This is a genomic window from Brucella lupini (assembly GCF_002252535.1).
GTDB lineage: Bacteria > Pseudomonadota > Alphaproteobacteria > Rhizobiales > Rhizobiaceae > Brucella > Brucella anthropi.
Genome location: NZ_NNRN01000052.1, coordinates 87,146 through 105,068 on the forward strand (window position 1 = coordinate 87,146; position 17,923 = coordinate 105,068).

Genomic DNA, 17,923 nt, shown 5'->3' on the forward strand with positions numbered 1-17,923 from the left:
GGTCAGATTTCCGAATTGGTATCAAGCTTCGGCGTCATGGCCTCGAACATCGGCAGTGATGCAGCGCCCAGGGCGGCGGTGAACTGTCCCGTCTGCCCTCGAATGACTCGTGGCAACGCACGGGCGCGGCGGCTGGCAACCGAAATCGGCAGACCACCCATATGCCAGATCAGGTCGTCGATGATCGCATCGGGCAACATGCCACCCAGAATGATCGTCTCGGGATCGAGAATGTTTTCGATCATGGCAATCATTGGAGCCAGATGATCGGCAGCTTCCTGTACCCAGCCCATCAGAACTGGGTTGCGGTTTCCATGCAGCTTTTCCAGCGCGTCGAAATCGGTGTCCTCAATCCCTGCTGCGTGAAGCTTTTCCCGCAAGGTATGAAGGGAGGCATAGGTTTCGAGGCAGCCCTTCTGGCCGCAGGCGCAGCTGCGCCCATTAGGCGTGATGACGATATGACCGATTTCACCGGCATTGCCGAAAGCGCCGCGAAACGGTGCGCCGTCCTGAATCATGCCAAGCCCGATACCGGCACCGAAATAGATCATGGCGAAATTGGAAATCGCGTGTCCGGCGCCGAACAGGCGTTCGCCGACGGCGGCGGCATTCGCGTCGTTTTCGACCAGAACGGATTCGCCGCAGGCTTCGCTCAGAACCGCCGCTGCATCGATCCCGGACCAGCCGGGCAGCGTGGTCGGGCCGACAGAACTCATGCCTTCAATGTCGAACGGACCCGGCATCACGACGCCTATGCCGAGCAGGCGCGCGGGAAACGAAGTCTTCACCGCATCGACTTCTTTTCGCAATTGTGTGGAGAGCCTGTCGGGGCTGACATCCTGAATGGGGCGCACATGCTGCGTGCGCGGCTTGCCGGAAAGATCAAGCACCGTCGTCACCATATGCGTCGAACCCATTTCGACACCGATGGTCATCGCGCCTTCGGGATTGACGGCAAACTGGATCGGCGGCTGGCCGCGCCCCGTTTTCAGTCGCCCCAGCTGCATGAGCAGATTCTCTGAAACCAGCTCATCGACGATATTGGCGATGGCCTGTGCGGTCAGATGCGTAAGGCGGGCGATATGCATTCGGCCGAGAGGACCGTGGCGGCGCACGACATCAAGCACTACACGTCGGTTATGGTCACGAATTCGCTCGGGATTCTTGCCGAGAGTGACCGCAAGCGACCCGCCTTGTACGGCGGCAGGCGTATTGGCCCGCCCGTCTTCGGATTGCCCATCTGATTTCGATGTCATGGTCCCTCCTGTCTCCCGTCAAAAGAGATAACGCGAGCCGCTTTTAACAGCAATATATTAATTCAACTAAATTATCTTATTGACAAAACGCTCGCAACATTGAACCGTAAAGGCAGGGTGGTGAAGAACCGCCTTGGCTCATGTCGGGGAAGTGGGTTCCTGCATGAGGAAAAATGGGCGCTGCGCATCATCTGCGCGGCATGTGGTGGAATATGCGGATTGTGCGAAGCACTGCCGCGGCCGTGCCTGGCGACCGCATTCGAACCGGTGGGCGGGGCATTAGGGAGGTTTAAATGCGTAAGCTGTTATTGGCAGGTTTGGTTGCGGGGCTCAGCACCTTTGCGATCAATGCCGCTCAGGCTGTCGAAATCGAATATTGGCAGTATGTCTTCGAGACACGCGTCAAGGCGATGGACAAGCTGATCGAGAATTTCGAGAAGGCCAATCCGGACATCAAGGTCAAGCAGGTCACGTTCCCGTACGACGACTATCAGACGCGCGTAATCGCAGCGAAGATGGCGGGCAAGAGCCCGGACGTGATGCAGCTTTTCTACGGCTGGCTGGACAAGTTCGTGGCTGGCGGCATTCTGCAGCCGCTGCCGCAGGACACGTTCCCGCATGACAAGATTGAGAGCGAATTCTTCCCGATTGTTTCGGCGATGAAGCGCGGCGATGAGTATTACGGTCTGCCGACTGCTGTGCGCTCGCTGGCCCTGTTCTACAACAAGAAGCTCTTCACCGACGCTGGCCTCGACCCGAACAATCCGCCCAAGACGCTGGATGAAATGGTCGAAGCTGCCAAGAAGACGACGAAGCGCGACGCTTCCGGCAATCTTCTGGCCGAAGGCATCACACTCGATATGCCGGGACAGGACCAGCATTGGTGGCGTGAGGTTCTGGTGCGCCAGTTCGGCGGCCAGCCTTATACCGACAATGACCGCAAGGTTGCTTACAACGACGCCGCCGGTGAAAAGGCGCTTGCCTTCTATACTGGCCTCCAGACCGAACATAAGGTCGGCGAAGTCAAGTTCATGGATGAAGGGCAGGCTGCTTTCCGCGCTGGCATGGCGGCCATGACCATCGACGGCACCTTCCGTCTCGGTTCGTTCCGCACCATCAAGGACTTCGAATGGGGCGTGACCGAGCTTCCGGCCAATGCCGAAGGCGTGCGTTCCAACTATGCGAGCTACTTCGCCAACGGCATTAGCACCAAGGCAAGCGGCGAGAAACTTGAAGCTGCCAAGAAGTTCCTGAACTACATCTCCTCGCCGGAAGCCATGGAAATCTGGTTGAAGGATGTTGGCGAACTGCCTGCGCGCCGTTCGGCAGCCTTGACGGAAACGAACCTTGCCGATCCGATCTACGGCCCGTTCCTGAAGGGTCTGGAATATGCACACACGACCATGTTCGTGGACGAGCTGAAGCAGCGCCAGATCGCTGTCGATATGGCCAATCGCGTTATTCTCGAAAAGCAGCCGGTCAAGGAATCCCTCGATCAGGCAGCCAAGGCCGAGCAGGATGTGCTCGACGCAGCCAAGTAAGGCAAACGCGAAAGATGAAGCGGCTCCCGCTGCTTCATCTTCTCTTGCCTGTTGACGGCACGGCTAGAGCGCATCCCGAAAAGTGTGAAACGGTTTTCGGATAAGATGCGCGCCAAAATAAACAGTTAGAGCGCCGATCTGCTTCATTCAGATCGAACCGCGCTCTAATCTGTAGCCGAAGGATACTAAAACATGACAATCACTGTAGAAGCCGGGACGGCTGAAACAGGCGGCTCGGGGAAGGGGCCTTCGGGCAACCGCCTGACGGACCGTCTTTCCATGCGCACAAGACGGTTGATCTGGGTGTGGAGCTTTCTGGCTCTCCCGATACTGTTCTATTCGGTCATCCGCTTTTACCCTACGATAGAGGCTTTCTGGCTCTCTCTCACCGACTGGGACCTGATGAACCCACCGAAGTTCATCGGCTTCGCCAATTACCAGAAGCTCTTCGCTGATCCGGAATTCTGGAAAGTGTTCAAGAACACTTTCACCTATCTGCTGGTCGGCACGCCGATAAGCCTCGTGGTGGCGTTTACAATCGCCTATTTTCTGGATCGCGTGCGCATCATGCACGGCTTTATCCGTGCACTCTATTTCCTGCCTTATCTCACCACGGCAGCGGCCATGGCATGGGTCTGGCGCTGGTTCTATCAGCCCGCACCCATCGGCTTCATCAACAATATTCTGAGTGCAGTGGGGCTCCCGCAGCAGGGGTTCCTGCGCTCGGTCGATCAGGGTCTCTATGCCATCATGGCGACGTCCATCTGGGCGGGTCTTGGCTTCCAGATCATTATCTTCATGGCTGGCCTGCGCGCTGTTCCCAACACCTTCTATGAAGCCGCACGCATTGATGGCCTCGGCGAATGGGCGATCCTGCGCAAGATCACGATCCCGCTTCTGAAGCCCACCACGGTGTTCCTCGTCGTCTTCTCGTCCATCGGTTTCCTGCGCATCTTCGATCAGGTCTACAACATGACCACGAACGATCCCGGCGGACCGCTCGGCTCCACCAAGCCGCTGGTGCTGATGATCTATCAGACGGCCTTCTCCTCCTATGCGATGGGTTATGCGGCCGCGCAAACCGTCGTTCTGTTCACCATCCTGCTTTGCGTCTCGCTGTTGCAGCTCTGGATCCTGAGGGAAAAGAAATGACAGCGTCCGCTCAAAACAAACCGCTACCATTCCAGAATCTGCGGCCCGGCCGCATCCTGACATGGACGCTGCTGCTCATCGGCGGCCTCATCATGGTCACACCACTGGCCTTCATGTTCTCCACCTCGCTCAAGACGGCAGGTCAGGTCTACGACCTGCGCCTGATCCCGGCAGAGCCGACATTGCAGAACTATGTCACTATCCTTGCCGATGGGCGCTTCCTGCGCTGGTTCCTGAATTCCATGATCGTTGCGGTCGTGGTCACGCTGTCGAACGTCTTCTTCGACAGTCTCGTCGGCTATACGCTGGCGAAATTCCAGTTCCGCGGTCGCTATTTCATCTTCCTCGCCATCCTGTCCACGCTGATGATCCCCACCGAAATGCTGGTGATCCCATGGTATCTGATGTCGAGCAAGCTCGGCTGGCTGGACAGCTATTGGGGCATCATGTTTCCCGGCATGATGACGGCCTTCGGCACGTTCCTCATGAAGCAATTCTTCGAAGGCGTTCCCAACGACTTTCTGGAAGCTGCCCGCGTCGACGGCCTCAACGAATTCCAGATCTGGTGGAAAGTTGCCATGCCGCTGGTGACGCCAGCACTCTCGGCGCTCGCCATCTTCACCTTCCTCGGCAACTGGACCGCATTCTTCTGGCCGCTGATCGTTGCGACCAGCCCGGAGCTTTACACGCTGCCGGTCGGGCTTTCGAGCTTCGCCGTCGAGCAATCCATCCAGTGGGAAATGATCATGACCGGCGCGGCAATCGCCACGCTTCCCACGCTCGTCGTCTTTCTTCTTCTCCAGCGTTACATCGTGCGCGGTGTCATGCTTGCTGGCCTCAAGGGTTGAACCATGTCCGATCTCGATCCACGGCTGTCCGATAAAAGCGTCTTCCCCGATCCGGTTTACAAGGAAACCGTGCTTCGCCCGCTTTTTGACGGCGCCAAGACCCATCATGTCGACGGCTTCCGCCGCATCGACCGCGCCCATCTCGTTATGCTGACCGAAACCGGCATTCTCGACCGTGCGCAGGCAGCGGCCATTGCGGGTGCGCTGGAAGCTATCGACAAGGAAATCGATCCTTCGAAGCTCACTTATACGGGTGAGGTGGAAGACTTTTTCTTCCTCATCGAGAAGGAGCTGAAGGCGCGCATTGGTGCCGACACCGCCGGTCGTCTTCACACGGCGCGCTCACGCAATGATATTGACCACACGCTGTTCAAGCTTGGTCTGAAGGATCGTATCGATACGCTGATGACGCAGGCGCGCAATGTGCTTGATGCGATGATTGCTGCTGCCGAGCGTGAAAAGGAGACACTGATCGTCGCCTATACGCATGGTCAGCCTGCGCAGCCATCGACCTTCGGTCACTATCTTTCGGCGGCAGTCGAGGTTCTCATCCGGGATATGGAACGGATGGAAGCCGCGCGCGCCATCGTCAACCTGTCACCCATGGGGGCGGCGGCCATCACCACCTCAGGCTTCCCGATCGATCGCGCACGAGTGGCGAGCCTGTTGGGCTTTGCTGCCCCCTTGCCGAATTCTTACAGCTGCATTGCAGCGGTGGATTACATCACCTCGACCTATTCGGCGTTGGAGCTGATGTTCGTGCATCTGGGACGCCTCATCCAGGACTTCCAGTTCTGGACCAGTTTCGAGGTCGGCCAGATTTACGTGCCGAATGCCTTCGTGCAGATTTCATCAATCATGCCGCAGAAGCGCAATCCGGTTCCGATCGAACATATGCGCCATCTGGCGAGCCAGACCATGGGCCGTGCCCGCACCGTTCTGGACGTCATGCACAATACGCCGTTCACCGACATGAATGACAGTGAGGGCGAGACGCAGCAGATGGGCTACGAGGCATTCGCCTCCGCTGGTCGCGTGCTTGATCTTCTGGCCGCATTCATCGGCGCGATCCGTATCGATCCGGCCCGTGTGGCAGAAAATATCCGTCGCTCCTGCATCACGATTACCGAACTGGCGGATTCACTGGTGCGCATTGAAGGTCTTTCGTTCCGGCAGGCGCATGAAATCGCAGCCAGGGTTGCGCGCGCTGTCGTGGCCATGGGCGGAGGTCTGGAGAAGGATGGGTTTGAACCCTTCCTTGACGCTTTCCGCGAGTCCGCCGGGCGCGAGCCATCCTTCGGGCGCGAAAAGTTTGAGGAACTGGTCTCCCCGCAACATTTCGTGGCTGTGCGTGATCGTCTCGGCGGTCCGGCACCGACAGCGATGAATGCAGCACTTGCGCGGCATAAGGCGGAAGCTGATCGCTTCAAGGCAGTCGCTTTTGACCATGCAGCCGCTGAAGCAAAGGCTGCCCGCGAACTCAATGAAAAATTCAGTGCACTTGTGGAGGCACGCTGATGGCAACCATCGAACTTGAAAAGCTGGTCAAGCGTTATGGCAAGGTCGAGGCGGTCCGGGCAATCGATCTCCAGATCAAGGACGGCGAGTTCGTCGTTTTTGTCGGCCCCTCCGGCTGTGGCAAGTCCACGACTTTGCGCATGATCGCAGGGCTTGAGGATATTTCCGGCGGCCACCTGAAGATCGGTGGCGAGGTCGTTAATGAACGCGATCCAAAGCAACGCAACATCGCCATGGTGTTCCAGAATTATGCGATTTATCCGCATATGACCGTGCGTCAGAACATCGGTTTTGGGCTTTACACGTCGAAACTGTCCAAGGCCGAGAAGGACAAGCGCATCGAGGAAACCGGCAAGGCGCTTGGGCTGGAACCCTATCTCGACCGTCGACCGGCAGCATTGTCCGGTGGTCAGCGCCAGCGCGTCGCTATCGGTCGCGCCATGGTGCGCAATCCGTCTGCTTTTCTTTTCGATGAGCCGCTGTCAAACCTCGACGCTCAGCTTCGCGCGCAGATGCGCATCGAAATCAAACGCTTGCATCAGCGTCTCAAGACGACGACCGTTTACGTGACACATGACCAGGTTGAAGCCATGACCATGGCCGACCGTATCGTTGTCATGCGTGACGGTCGCATTCTCCAGACCGGAACGCCGACCGAGCTTTATGAAAATCCGACCGATGTTTTTACGGCGCGCTTCATCGGCAGCCCGTCGATGAACCTGATTGCGGGTCGCCGCAATGGATCAGGCGTGGAACTTGCACCTGATGGCGACATTCTGGTCGGCGTCCGCCCGCATGATCTGAAAGTTGAGGAAGGCACACCCGATGCCCTTTCGCTCACGGGCACTGTGACGGCCGTTGAGCCTCTCGGCGCCGAAACGCTGGTTCATTTGGACGTTAACGGCGTCTCGGTGATTGCAACTGCTCCGGGGAAGATCATTCCCGCAACAGGCGGCACGCTTTCCGTGTCCGCGCCTGCCGGAAGCCTGTATCTCTTCGATGCCAAGACCGAGAAAAGTCTGGGCCGCCTATGATGCCGCAACAATTCAAACGGCATTTCAAGTCTCCGGCTGTCCTCAGTATCGGGCGGATTTACTGCGACCTTATCTTCACCGGGCTGCAATCACTGCCGCAGCCCGGACGAGAGGTTTTTGCCGAAAACATGAAGATGGCGGCAGGTGGAGGGGCCTTCATTTCGGCTGCCCATCTTGCCCATGCGGGCAGGGCGGTGGCGCTGGTCGCACGTCTCGGCTTTGACGGCCTGTCACGCGGGCTTGAACCGGACCTGAAGATCGACGGTGTCGATCTGCGCTTTCTGGAACGTGCCGACGATGCCGGACCGCAGGTGACGGTGGCAAGCGTGATCGGCAACGACCGCGCATTCCTCTCGCGCCGTGCCGGTTCGGCGCTGCCTTCGACGCTCGAAGCCGCGTTGCAATGGAAGGATGCGGGGCATCTGCACATTGCTGAATTCGCAACGCTGCACGAAATCCCCGAGCTCGTACAGCAGGCAAAGGCGGCAGGCCTTTCAGTCTCGCTCGACCCAAGCTGGGATGAAACGCTGATCTACGATCCGGGTTTGCTCGCGGCCTGTGAGGGCGTCGATATATTCCTTCCCAACCGCGAGGAAGCGCAGGCCATCACTGGCCACGACGATCCGGCAAAGGCGCTCAATGCGCTTGCGAAGCACTTTCCAATCGTGGCTCTCAAGGGCGGTGGAGAAGGGGCGTGGCTGCGTACCGCCGATGCGGACCTTCATATGGCGGCAAAGGACGTGCCAGTTATCGATACGACCGGGGCAGGCGATGCTTTTAATGCCGGCTTCATCGATGCGTGGCTCGAAGGGCAGGATTCTCACCGAGCACTTGCTGCCGGGATCGAATATGGAAGCCTTGCCGTGCAGGCAGCCGGCGGTGCATCCATTCTGCGCTCGCCCGAACGACTGGCTGGATAATATCCAAGGCGGCGGCTGAATGTTCGCCGCTCCCACAACTTGCTTCTCCGGCAAATGTCGGCGTCAAACTTGTACGCTTTGCCGATATTGTAGCGCCTTTCGGGTGGCCGAGCTTCACCTTGGCTTCTCTATCGAGGGAAGCATGGAAGGGACTATAGAAAAACACAAGAAAGACGTCGAAGGCTGATTTTTGCACTTGCGCTTGTCGCGCGAATTGCCTAAACGGCTCTCACAGCGACTGGCCAGACACTTGGCGAAACAGTCGGGCGATTAGCTCAGTTGGTAGAGCGCTTCGTTTACACCGAAGATGTCGGGAGTTCGAGTCTCTCATCGCCCACCACTTATCTCCTTGAAATTGCTTGTAAATTTTGACCGAATAGATTGTGCGGTTGTTTGCATTTTTTGCCTAGCAACAGCCTAGCAACTGTGTTGCCGTAGCTAGGACAAACCTGTTGCGCGACGGCGCGAGCTTTATTCCTCAAAACTCCCTAAAGTTCCTGCGGCATCGTTCGATTAAATTGGGTCTGACATTAAATATGCGATCCCCTTCCGAGACACAATGTCCTGGAAAATCCCGGTTCGCCCTTGGTTGCCACGAATCAATCGATTGATCTTGCGTGGGGTGGAGACCGGCGTGTTTCGTGACGACATCAAGCCGCACGATTTGCTTCGCGCGCTTTCTGGCCTGGCACACGTCAGGCCCAGTAAAAACTGGAAGCGGTAAGCAAATCAGATGGTCGATCTTCTGCTTGGTGGTTTGCAGATCAACGCACGAGATCAGGCCTATCCGCGGCGCGCGCCGTTTGATGAACGTCTTTCGCAGGTCAACGGCACGTCGGCTCTTCTTGATGAAGCAGAGCGCCGCGGCTTGGCTTAGGTGCTCGCGAGCCCCGTGGTAATACAACAGAGCGCATACTGTTAGCGGCGAATTATAACCATCTGGGTGGGGGGCAACATAAAGAGAAAAGGCGGGCAAACGCCCGCCTCTCAAGTGCTTGTCCTATTGAGCAGCAAGAATGCCTGCGATCAATCCGGTGGCGCCGGCAATGAGAAGGTACTGATTATCGACCTTGACCCAATGCTGCCCCGGACGTGGGCGGCGGAGGCCATAGCGCTTGTAGTCGCGGATTTCCTGATGGCGACGCCAATCGCTGTAACGCTGACCCTTCGACCACTGGTGGCGTCCGTGGTCGCGGCGATCATGGCGGTAGAAATCCTTGCCATGATGTGGGCGCTGCGGCTCGTAGCGATGCGGGGCAGGGTTGCTGTGGTGGTAATCACGGGCCTGCGCCATTGGAGCAGTAACGAAGGTCATTGCGATTGCGGCTAAGACTGCTTTTTTGAACATGAATGCTCTCCTTTGTTGTCCGCAACATATCGGGGGCGAACTGAATGGGGGATGAACATAGTTCGAGGCAAAAAATAAATAAAATCAGTGTTATATTTGTAAATCATTAACCAAAACGCTAACGGTCAACCGCTCGAAGAGAGACCATGTCTAAAGAAGGTAAAGGTCAAGCCCCGCGAACCGAAAATAGCTTCATCGATTGACGGATAGGGTGTGTCCGAAAACTTTGACCGCGGCTTCCTTCTGCAAAATCTTCCGACCATGGCAGCACGAGTTAACGCCATCGCTAACAATGCCGGTTTTGACAGGAGAGGGTAGGCTAGCATCTGACTTAGTGAAGTCCTGGAATCGCAGCAACCAGACTGCGAGTGTAGGTATTGGCCGGATTGCCGAAAATTCGGCTCGGCGGACCAGATTCCACGACTGTACCGCGATGCATGACTAAAACATCATCGCAAATTTGGCTGGCAACCCGCAAGTCGTGCGTGATGAAGATAATCGCAAGGTCACGGTCCTTCTGCACTTTTTGCAATAATTCAAGTATCTGGGCCTGTATCGAGACGTCGAGGGCAGAAACCGCTTCGTCGGCAATCAGAATTTCGGGGTCGAGCATAAGGGCGCGTGCAATGCCGACGCGTTGTCTCTGCCCGCCTGAGAACTCGTGCGGAAATCTTTCCATGGCGCCGCGATCAAGACCGACCAGTTCGAGTGTTTCCAGTGCACGCTTGCGAACCCCTTTGGGTTCTTGCCCATGGGCGCTAGGACCCACCATCAGGGACATACCGATTGTATGACGCGGATTGAGGGAAGCGAAGGGGTCTTGAAATACCATTTGGATGCGGGGGCGAAGCGGACGAAACTCGGCTTCCGATAGTGGAGCAATATCTTTCTCCTCGAAGAAAATGTTTCCAGAATCGAGGTCCGTCAGTTTCATGAGAACCCGTCCGAGAGAGCTTTTTCCTGAGCCGCTTTCGCCAACGACACCCAGAGTTTGTCCCCGCTTTAAAGTGAAACTTACTTCTTGAAGTGCCGGTACGACACGCTTTCGGCCAAACATGCCTGAACCAACGTGATAGGTCTTCGTCAGTTTGGATGCTTCAAGTATAATATCTGATTGTCCGGCGACTGTTCTATCGTCCTCGCGCATATGAGGAACGGCTGCGATGAGGCGCTGGGTGTAAGGGTGCTTCGGGTTCACGAGCACGTCTGCGGCAGAACCTTGTTCAACCAGATTGCCCTTTTCCATCACGATCACGCTGTCGGCGATTTCAGAAACCACGCCGAAGTCGTGCGTGATAAACATGACACTCATGCCTTTACGTTTTTGAATCTTGCGTATGAGGTCCAAAATCTGCGCTTGCGTCGTAACATCGAGTGCTGTCGTGGGTTCGTCAGCGATCAGGACATCGGGGTCGAGCGCCAAAGCCATAGCGATCATGACACGCTGACGCTGTCCACCTGACAGTCGGAACGGATATTGGTGTTGAATGACTTCCGGGTCAGGCAGTCCAACTTCGGTCAGAAGTTCCACAATTTTGGCCTTGCGTTTCGCAGCGTCACCATAATCATGGGCGACAAGAACCTCCTCGATCTGGTCGCGAATAGTCATCAATGGGTTGAGGGACGACAAAGGATCTTGAAATATGATCGATACAGATCTTCCACGCAAAAGCCTGCGCTGACGCTCAGGCATTTTGAGGAGGTCCGACCCCCTGAAGTCGATTTCGCCTCCTGATATTTGCATGGTGGATGGTAGCAGCCCCATGATCGTATTTGCGGTGACTGATTTTCCAGAACCGGATTCGCCGATGATGCACAGGATTTCACCAGCCCGGAGCTCGAAGGAAATATCGCGAACAGCGAATTGCCTGTCCATTCCCTTGGGCAGCCCAATGCTTAAATTACGCACTGATAAAATAGCATTGACCGACTTGCTGTTGTCCGTAGCTGAAACTGTGCTCTGCATCATCGTTGTTCCCGAAAATCAATTGTAGTGTGAGGGGCTTGGAAGCCTCTTTTTGTTGGGATGCTTTGCATCCTGGAGAGAGCCGCAAAATCTGCGGCCCTCGCGTTGTGAATGCTATCAGCCCTGAATATAGACCACATGGGTTTCGGTGAATTCATACAGCCCATGCTTGCCGTCGGCGCCACCAATGCCGGATTTGCGGCGACCTGCGTGAAAGCCCTGCATCGCTTCAAAGTTTTCGCGATTGATATAAGTTTCACCGAATTTGAGTTCACGGCTGGCCTTCATCGCGGCATTGAGATTGGATGTGTAGATGGACGAAGTCAGGCCATAGTCGGAGTCATTGGCAAGCGCGATTGCTTCATTGAGACTATCGACGATCTGGATTGGCAACACGGGGCCAAACGTCTCTTTTCGCATGATGTCCATGTGGGACTGTGCGTTGACGATCAGTGTCGGTTCGTAGTGGAAGCCCGACGGGCGGTCTGCAACCTTGCCGCCAGTGACAATTTTTGCGCCATCAGTTACCGCTTTTTCAACGGCCCGGGAAACCTTGTCGAGACCGGCCTGATTGATCAGTGGACCCATCTCTAGGTCGGTTTCTTGTGATGGGTCGCCATATCGAGTGGCTTCAAAGAGAGCTTTGAGCCTTTCCACCAGCGCGTCGTGAACCGGACGCTCCACATAGACCCGCTCGGCACAGTTGCAAACCTGTCCGGTATTGATGACGCGTGAAGCGTAGATGGCTTTGGCTGCGAGATCGAGATCGGCGTCGGCCAGAACAATCGCCGGTGCTTTGCCACCCAGTTCGAGATTAACGCGTGTCAGATTTTTTCCTGCGGCCTGCATGATGTGCGAACCGGTCGCAACGCTGCCAGTAAAGGTGATTAGATCCACGTCCGGGTGATTGACGAGCGCTTCGCCCGAGGATGCGCCGCGACCGCCCACCAAGTTGAACACACCCGCGGGCAGATCGGTTTCGGCCACGAGCTGCGCAAAGATGAAGGCGTTGATGGGCGTTTCTTCACTGGGCTTGATGACAATTGTATTTCCCGTAATGAGTGCAGGGGCCAGTTTGCGCGCGATGAGGAAGAACGGAAAGTTCCAGGGCAAGATACCCGCGACCACGCCGATTGGCTTGCGCAGCAATAGCATTGTCTCGTTCGGGCGATCACTGGTCAGGATTTCGCCTTCGAGACGGCGTGCCCATTCTGCCATATAGTCGATATAGTCGGCGGTAAAGTCAACTTCAACCTGGGCGAGGCCAGCCGTCTTGCCTTGTTCCTTGATGATGACATCGGCAAGCTCAATGCGGTGTTCCCGAATCTTCGCCGAAATCTGGCGCAGGTATTGAGCGCGTTCGATAGCGGGACGTTTCTCCCAGGAGGAAAGCGCCTTTCGGGCCGCTTTGACAGCGTGATCGATATCAGCTTCCGATGCGTCCGGAACGCGCCCCAGCAGGTCGCCCGTCGCGGGATTGAACACATCGACGTAATTGTCGGCGATGCCAGTAAAGGCACCATCGACATAGTTTTGATAATCGAGAGGCTGCGAGGAAAAATTTGCGGAAACAGATCGTTTGGATGCCATGATTGAACTCCTCCAGAGAATTAGTCTTCTGCCTGGTCGTTTTAAGCGACACTGCTTTAAGTCCCGGTAGACCTTTGCATGTCTGCCGGGACTTAAAACTCACAGGTCAGGGCTTGGGAACAACGGTTGCCACCTTGCGCAGAGGAGTGAGTACGTCGAGCGTTATGGCCACACCTTTGGCGATACGCACGATTGAGCCTTTTGAAACCTTGACCGGTTCAGAACCGTCGAGGCTGCACATGGCTTCGCCTTCGATGATGACGAAAGTTTCATCAAGATCACGAGCCGGATAGGCGTAAAGGCCGGGTTCGGCCTTCCATACGGCGACCTTGGCGCCGTTTTCGATATCGTCTTCCCAAATCATACGCGCATCGGAACCGCTATCGCGACCTTCCGCAGGGCGGCTCGGTTTGAAATCGATATCATCGGCGGTGTGGTAGATTGTAAGGCTCATGAATCCAGTCCTTTGGTTGATTGGTGGTTTAAAGTGTCTCAGCCTTGGTCCGAACGCGCATCCAATGCGTCTCGCAGCCCGTCGCCGACAAAGTTGAAACCGGCAACGGCGACAGTGATGGCTACACCCGGCACGATTGCGAGCCATGGCGCCGAGGTAAGGTATTGCTGTGCGCCATTGAGCATGTTGCCCCAGCTTGGAAGGGGCGGCTGAATGCCATAACCCAAGAAACTGATATAAGCTTCCAGAAGGATGGCCCGCGCAATGGTAAGTGTTGCGGCTACGATGATCGGCCCGACGATATTGGGCAGAATTTCCCGAAACATGATCCAGCGTCCACGCAACCCCAGCATTTTGGCCGCGAGGATGAAGTCGCGATCACGCAGGGAGCGCGTTTCCGCTTCCACAATACGTGCAACTTCCATCCAGCTGGTTACTGCGATGATGACGGTAATCATCAGTGGGCTCGGCTTGATGAACGCAGCGAGAGCCAGCAGTAGAAATATGGAAGGGAAGGACAGGAAGGCATCGACGACGCGCATTAATGCCGTTCCCAAAAACCGTCCATAATAGCCCGAAACGACCCCGACCACGGCTCCGATACAGGTTGAGAGTACCATTGCCGAAAAGCCGACGAGCAATGATATTCTTCCCGCCTGGAATAGTCGTGCAGCTATATCTCGCCCCAGAGGGTCTGTTCCGAAAATATGCGCACCTGTACCAGGAGGAGCGAAGCGCGCTCTCAAGTCAATGTAAAGTTCGTCGAACGGTAACAGATAAGGCCCGATGATACAGGCAAGCGTGAGCAGTAAGATCATGCCTAGGCCCACGAGTGCCAATCTGTTCTTCATAAAGCGCCGAACCACGCGGCTTTTCCACCAGCGAGGATGATCGAGGTTGGGAATGGCTTGTACTGATGTGTTCATTGTGTTCCCTCAATCAAGTCTGACGCGCGGGTCGACAAAGGCCACGAGCAGATCAGCGACGAAGTTGCCGATCAGAACGAGAACGGCTGAAGACATCAGCAAGCCCATCACGACCGGGTAGTCGTTGTATCCAAGGCTATCGAGGAATAGACGCCCCATACCCGGCCATGTGAACACGGTTTCGGTGACCAGTGCGCCGCCCAGAATGGTCGGTAACTGAACGCCAGCAAGGGTGATCATGGGAACCATGGCATTACCGAGTACATGTTTGATCAAGATGCGTCGGGACGTCAGGCCCTTGGCTTTCGCGGTACGAATGAAGTCCTGGTGGATGACATCCAGCGTGGCGCTGCGCATATAGCGGCTCCAAATCGCCACATTGACGAGCGCCAATACCAAACTGGGCAAGATCAGATGCTTGACGTAGTCAAGAAACGATCCATCACCGATAGTGAACATGTTGCCGGCCGGCAGCCATTGCAATTTCAGCGAGAAAATATAAATCGCCACAAGACCGAACCAGAAAGTCGGAATCGACAAGGCAATCATCGCCGCAATGGTTGCGATGTAGTCAAAGACCGAGCCGCGTTTGAGTGCCGTGTGAACGCCCAGCCATGTTCCTATCAGAATGGATAGGAGAGTCGATCCACCCATCAGCAGCAAAGTTGCCCAAAGGTGTTCGGTTATGATCTGAAGCACGGGGCGTCCATCGCGATAAGAACTGCCCCAATCACCCTGCAAAAGTCTCCACAGCCAGTCCAGGTACTGAACGGGAAGAGGGCGGTTGAGCCCCATCTGTTCTGCAATTCTGTCTAGAGCCTCCTTGGTCATGCCGGGTGTCAGTGTGTATTGTGACAGGGGACCACCGGGTGCGAGATTAAGCACCATAAAGCCGATGACAGAAACGATGACGAGCAGTATCAAGCTCTGCCAGAGTCGTCGTAGAGTGTAAAAAAACATAGATACCTCCGCCGGAAGCGGGCGAATTATCCGGCACGTCGACTAATAGGTCGGAGGGCGGGCCGGGTCGCTTGGTGTTACTCTTGCTGGAGCATGAACAAACGGTGTGTTCATGCTCCGAAGCAATGAAGGCGCGGTGAGAAGGATCAGGCCCAGCGCCAGCTGCGGATGTTCCAGGTGTCGATGCGATTATTGATGTTGCCCTGGAAACCTTCCATGCCAGCTTTACGTCCGCGAACGGTTGCATATTGGAACATCGGCAGCATCGGGAGGTCCTTGCGGATCAGTTCCTGGATCTTGAGATAGACCGCACGGCGCTCTTCAGGGACAAACAGTTGCCCGCCTTTATCGAGCAAGGCGTCAACTTCGCTGTTGGAATAGACCCAGGTGTTCTGACCCGTACCGCCTTTTGCTGGCGAGGCTGTGGATCGGAAAAAGTCGGAGCAGTCCGGATCTGGCCCAGTTAGTGGTGTTAGTCCCACCAGCACGGAATCGAATTTCGACATCATCCAGTATTCGCCCCACATGACAGCTGGGGGCAGATTGCTGATGCTCATATCAATGCCGATTTCCCGGAACGATTGCTGAATAAACTGCTGAGCCTGCTCACGGAGATGATTGCCGGATGTGGTCGAATTGCTGAATGCCAAGCGTACTCCGTCTTTTTCGCGGATACCGTCCGCACCTGGCTTCCAACCGGCCTGGTCGAGCAATTCCTTGGCTTTGTCTACATTGTATTCATGCGCCGGGAGATCGCTATTGTAGTAATAGGATTCCTTAGGCATGTAGGACTCGGTGACCTGCGGCAAACCGTAATAAAGCGCATCGATGATGGATGCCTTGTCGAGCGCGAAATACATGGCCTCGCGAACGGCGGCATCTTTGAAGAATGGCCGATCCATGTTGAGGGTCAGCGACTCGATGACAGCTGTTCCGAATATTTCGACATTTTTACCCGGCAGATCTTTTGCTTCTGCATAATGATCGGGTGTGATCCACTGTAGTCCTGCAACGTCGATATCTCCGGTCTTGAACTGAGTATACAGAACGGTCAGGTCGGGAATATACTTGATGATGACTCGTTCCAAATATGGACCATCACCAAAATAGTCGACATTGGCTTCCAATTCGATATTGTCGCCAGCAACGCGGTTTTTCCATTTGAATGCGCCCGTGCCGATGGGAGCGTTGTTAAATGGAGCGGTGTTCTTATCCGCGACCCCGTCAAACGCATGCTTGGGAACGATGAAGGTCGATGCCAGAATTGCTGCATAGGGTGCGAGAGGCTTCTCCATGCGCCAGGTAATTTCGGTTGGCGATACAACGGTAAGATCACGGATCAGTTCGTGTCCTGTACGGCGCCAGCTGCGGAAATCCTTATCCGTCAAAAGTTCGAGGGTGAACTTCACATCTTCTGCTGTAAATGGCTTGCCATCGTGCCATTTGACGTCATCACGAAGCGTGACTTTCCAGTTCAGGCCATCAGCTGAAATGCCGCCGTTTTCAACGGTCGGAACTTCCTTCGCCAGAAGCGGGTAAAATTTGCCCTCGGCGTCTACGTCGAAAAGAGCGTCAAAGACTGCAAAATGCAAACCTTCATCTACTTCCACATGAAGAAGATGTGGATTGAAGACCGTTGGCTCTTGAGAAAACCCGACGACTACCTGTCCTTTTCGGGCTTCTTGCGCCAGCGCTTTGCTACCAAAGAGGCCGGGGGTCGCAACTGTCGCCAGTCCCGCTGCACCCAGCATCATCAGTGCTTGGCGCCGCGTCGGCCGGGTTGACGTGGGACAGCGCATTGTCTGAAAGGCGCTGATTGGGTTTTGGATCGAGCACGCGATTGTATTCGAACGGACTTGGCTCATCCAAAGCCCATTTATTGGAGAGCCGCGCCTCGTCGAGGAACCGGTAACCGAGGCGAAGATTGAGCGAGCGCCATTCCTTCTTGAGTGCCGGAAGAAAATCCAAAGCGTATCGAAAGGATTTTGGCACGATGGGAACGACGTTTTCATGGCCCGAAGCAATGGTGTAGCCTCCGTCCTGGCGTTTGCGTAACGCAAAGTGGCTGGACCAGATGGCTTGCTCGGGTCCACCTTCGATCGGCTTGGTGCGCAGGACCGAATTCATGACTTTGAGCTGCGGCAGGCTGATGCCTTTGTTGCCAAGGAAAAGATTGGACCAAGCGCCGCCGGCAAGAACAACGGCCTGACACTTGATGTAGCCGCGTTCAGTAACAGCGCCGCAGATTTTGCCACCGGCGGTGTCGATGCCTCGCACAGCGCATTCGGTCATGACGTGGGCACCGCGATCACGTGCAGCCTCCGCTATCGCGGGTGCTGCCCTTTGCGGTTCAGCTCGGCCATCGGCTGCCGTATAGAGCGCACTGTTGATTGCCACTGAGAACTGACCC

General features: G+C 55.8%; 17 protein-coding genes and 1 tRNA gene. 9 read left to right on the forward strand and 9 right to left on the reverse strand.

Features of this window, described 5'->3' with window-relative positions:
* Nucleotides 1-2: 2 nt before the first annotated feature.
* Complete coding sequence (locus CES86_RS16820; RefSeq protein WP_029925059.1) at nucleotides 3-1,256, reverse strand: ROK family protein; 1,254 nt, start codon at nucleotides 1,254-1,256, stop codon at nucleotides 3-5.
* Between the two features lie 293 nt (nucleotides 1,257-1,549).
* Here CES86_RS16820 and CES86_RS16825 point away from each other — a divergent pair, with 293 nt between their 5' ends.
* The 9 genes from CES86_RS16825 to CES86_RS27550 all read left to right on the forward strand — a co-directional run bounded on the left by CES86_RS16825 (nucleotide 1,550) and on the right by CES86_RS27550 (nucleotide 9,146).
* Nucleotides 1,550-2,797, forward strand: a complete 1,248-nt coding sequence (locus tag CES86_RS16825) for an extracellular solute-binding protein (RefSeq protein ID WP_094514943.1) — start codon at nucleotides 1,550-1,552, stop codon at nucleotides 2,795-2,797.
* 279 nt (nucleotides 2,798-3,076) lie between these two features.
* Complete coding sequence (locus tag CES86_RS16830) at nucleotides 3,077-3,949, forward strand: carbohydrate ABC transporter permease (RefSeq protein ID WP_036564035.1); 873 nt, start codon at nucleotides 3,077-3,079, stop codon at nucleotides 3,947-3,949.
* Nucleotides 3,946-4,797, forward strand: a complete 852-nt coding sequence (locus tag CES86_RS16835) for a carbohydrate ABC transporter permease (RefSeq protein ID WP_010661134.1) — start codon at nucleotides 3,946-3,948, stop codon at nucleotides 4,795-4,797. Before CES86_RS16830 ends, CES86_RS16835 begins: the two co-directional genes overlap by 4 nt.
* A 3-nt stretch (nucleotides 4,798-4,800) precedes the next feature.
* Nucleotides 4,801-6,315, forward strand: a complete 1,515-nt coding sequence (gene argH / locus CES86_RS16840; RefSeq protein ID WP_029925056.1) for an argininosuccinate lyase — start codon at nucleotides 4,801-4,803, stop codon at nucleotides 6,313-6,315.
* Nucleotides 6,315-7,349: an ABC transporter ATP-binding protein gene (locus tag CES86_RS16845; RefSeq protein ID WP_010661136.1), complete on the forward strand. Its 1,035-nt coding sequence runs from the start codon at nucleotides 6,315-6,317 to the stop codon at nucleotides 7,347-7,349. The genes argH and CES86_RS16845 overlap by 1 nt, the downstream gene beginning before the upstream one ends.
* Entirely contained in the window at nucleotides 7,346-8,269 is a 924-nt protein-coding gene (locus CES86_RS16850) for a carbohydrate kinase family protein (RefSeq protein WP_029925052.1), read from the forward strand. The genes CES86_RS16845 and CES86_RS16850 overlap by 4 nt, the downstream gene beginning before the upstream one ends.
* A gap of 264 nt (nucleotides 8,270-8,533) precedes the next feature.
* Nucleotides 8,534-8,609 (forward strand) — tRNA-Val (locus CES86_RS16855).
* Nucleotides 8,610-8,828: 219 nt separating this feature from the next.
* Nucleotides 8,829-8,993: a hypothetical protein gene (locus tag CES86_RS28300; protein WP_162994692.1), complete on the forward strand. Its 165-nt coding sequence runs from the start codon at nucleotides 8,829-8,831 to the stop codon at nucleotides 8,991-8,993.
* A gap of 9 nt (nucleotides 8,994-9,002) precedes the next feature.
* Nucleotides 9,003-9,146 (forward strand): hypothetical protein, encoded by a 144-nt coding sequence (locus CES86_RS27550; protein ID WP_157808475.1) that lies wholly within the window; start codon nucleotides 9,003-9,005, stop codon nucleotides 9,144-9,146.
* Nucleotides 9,147-9,269: 123 nt separating this feature from the next.
* Here CES86_RS27550 and CES86_RS16860 read toward each other — a convergent pair whose 3' ends face one another.
* The 8 genes from CES86_RS16860 to CES86_RS16895 all read right to left on the reverse strand — a co-directional run.
* The gene (locus tag CES86_RS16860; protein ID WP_094514945.1) at nucleotides 9,270-9,617 is read right to left on the reverse strand and encodes an RcnB family protein; all 348 of its coding nucleotides are present in this window, start codon (nucleotides 9,615-9,617) and stop codon (nucleotides 9,270-9,272) included.
* 331 nt (nucleotides 9,618-9,948) lie between these two features.
* A complete protein-coding gene (locus tag CES86_RS16865; protein ID WP_235819932.1) occupies nucleotides 9,949-11,586 on the reverse strand; it encodes an ABC transporter ATP-binding protein in 1,638 nt (545 codons plus the stop codon).
* 114 nt (nucleotides 11,587-11,700) lie between these two features.
* Nucleotides 11,701-13,173, reverse strand: a complete 1,473-nt coding sequence (aldA, locus tag CES86_RS16870; protein ID WP_094514946.1) for an aldehyde dehydrogenase — start codon at nucleotides 13,171-13,173, stop codon at nucleotides 11,701-11,703.
* 106 nt (nucleotides 13,174-13,279) lie between these two features.
* Nucleotides 13,280-13,627: a cupin domain-containing protein gene (locus CES86_RS16875; protein ID WP_094514947.1), complete on the reverse strand. Its 348-nt coding sequence runs from the start codon at nucleotides 13,625-13,627 to the stop codon at nucleotides 13,280-13,282.
* A 38-nt stretch (nucleotides 13,628-13,665) separates the two neighbouring features.
* On the reverse strand, nucleotides 13,666-14,553 hold the full coding sequence (locus CES86_RS16880) for an ABC transporter permease (RefSeq protein WP_094514948.1): 888 nt from the start codon (nucleotides 14,551-14,553) through the stop codon (nucleotides 13,666-13,668).
* Nucleotides 14,554-14,562: 9 nt separating this feature from the next.
* On the reverse strand, nucleotides 14,563-15,513 hold the full coding sequence (locus tag CES86_RS16885) for an ABC transporter permease (protein ID WP_094514950.1): 951 nt from the start codon (nucleotides 15,511-15,513) through the stop codon (nucleotides 14,563-14,565).
* Nucleotides 15,514-15,659: 146 nt separating this feature from the next.
* Nucleotides 15,660-17,312 carry a peptide ABC transporter substrate-binding protein gene (locus CES86_RS16890; protein ID WP_094514951.1) on the reverse strand — a complete coding sequence of 551 codons (1,653 nt, stop codon included), beginning with the start codon at nucleotides 17,310-17,312 and terminating at the stop codon, nucleotides 15,660-15,662.
* The coding region (locus tag CES86_RS16895; protein ID WP_143851085.1) for an NAD(P)/FAD-dependent oxidoreductase at nucleotides 17,212-17,923 on the reverse strand (712 nt) is incomplete at its 5' end. The genes CES86_RS16895 and CES86_RS16890, both read right to left, overlap by 101 nt.